The sequence below is a fragment of the Dapis purpurea BLCC-M126 genome (assembly GCF_050015975.1).
Classification (GTDB): Bacteria; Cyanobacteriota; Cyanobacteriia; order Cyanobacteriales; family Microcoleaceae; genus Trichodesmium.
This window is the reverse complement of record NZ_JBNHER010000282.1, coordinates 6,098-7,115: the sequence shown is the minus strand read 5'-3', so window position 1 is coordinate 7,115 and position 1,018 is coordinate 6,098. Positions and strand designations below refer to the sequence as shown.

General features: G+C 35.1%; 1 protein-coding gene. It reads left to right on the top strand.

The genetic code is table 11. From position 1 onward, the window contains the following. Window positions 1-411 precede the first annotated feature (411 nt). Window positions 412-1,018 (top strand): ribbon-helix-helix protein, CopG family (locus tag ACP6PL_RS25860; RefSeq protein WP_426548207.1); only part of this gene is annotated, 607 nt, incomplete at its 3' end.

Here is a 1,018-nt window from a genome sequence, read left to right as displayed (position 1 = left end):
GTTTTAACCAGAGGTAATTATCAATTATCCATTATCAATTATCAATTAATGAAAGATACCTTTTTAACTTTTGAATGCATGACTTCCTTGAAATGCTATTATTTTCTACCTTTGGTAATGATATTTCCCAATCTTCAATTCCCGAAGGGTTTTAACCAGAGGTAATTATCAATTATCCATTATCAATTATCAATTAATGAAAGATACCTTTTTAACTTTTGAATGCATGACTTCCTTGAAATGCTATTATTTTCTACCTTTGGTTTTGATATGGAATAAGAATAATTACTTAGTATTAGATGAATTAGGACAAAATAAGTATTCTAAGCCATATATTGGAATACTTTAATTAATTAAGGAATACCATTAAAGGGTATACTAGAAAAAATATGGTGGCCAAGGAGAATACCAATGTCAAAAAAACGTGGTAGTGCCACCTCTTATACAGAAAGCAAGGTTAAAGTAGGCGTGTCTCTTACTCCCACTAGCGCGGAGAAGCTAAAGGAGATAGCAAAAGAACTTGGTTTATCAAGATCTGAGCTAGTTGAGCGCATCGCCAGAGGAGACCTTGCGGTTTTGAGAGAGGCGGCACAAATAACAGCAAATTTGAATAATCAGTCGGATACAGTTAACAATGCTCTGAGCAAAAATGAATTACCCGACAGTGAAATAGATGTTGTAACAGTTCCCGAGCCATTAAGTGGATCTGTAGAAGCACAAGCTCAATTATCGGAAAGTTATCAGACTTTACAGCAAGAGTTGGAATCTCAAATGGCACAGGTAAAGGATTTGGAAAATCAAATGGATGCCATGGTGTCAAGAGAAAGTTATGAAACTTTACAACAACAATTAGAAGAAGATAAAAAAGTAATTGCAGATTCCCAGGAAAAACTAAGTCAACTACAGCAGCTAGAAGTACAACTAGCTTCCATGGTTTCCCAGGAAGTACATGAAACTTTGCAGCAAGAGTCTCAAGAGCAAAAGGTACAACTAGAAAAGTTAGAAGAGCAAGTAGCTT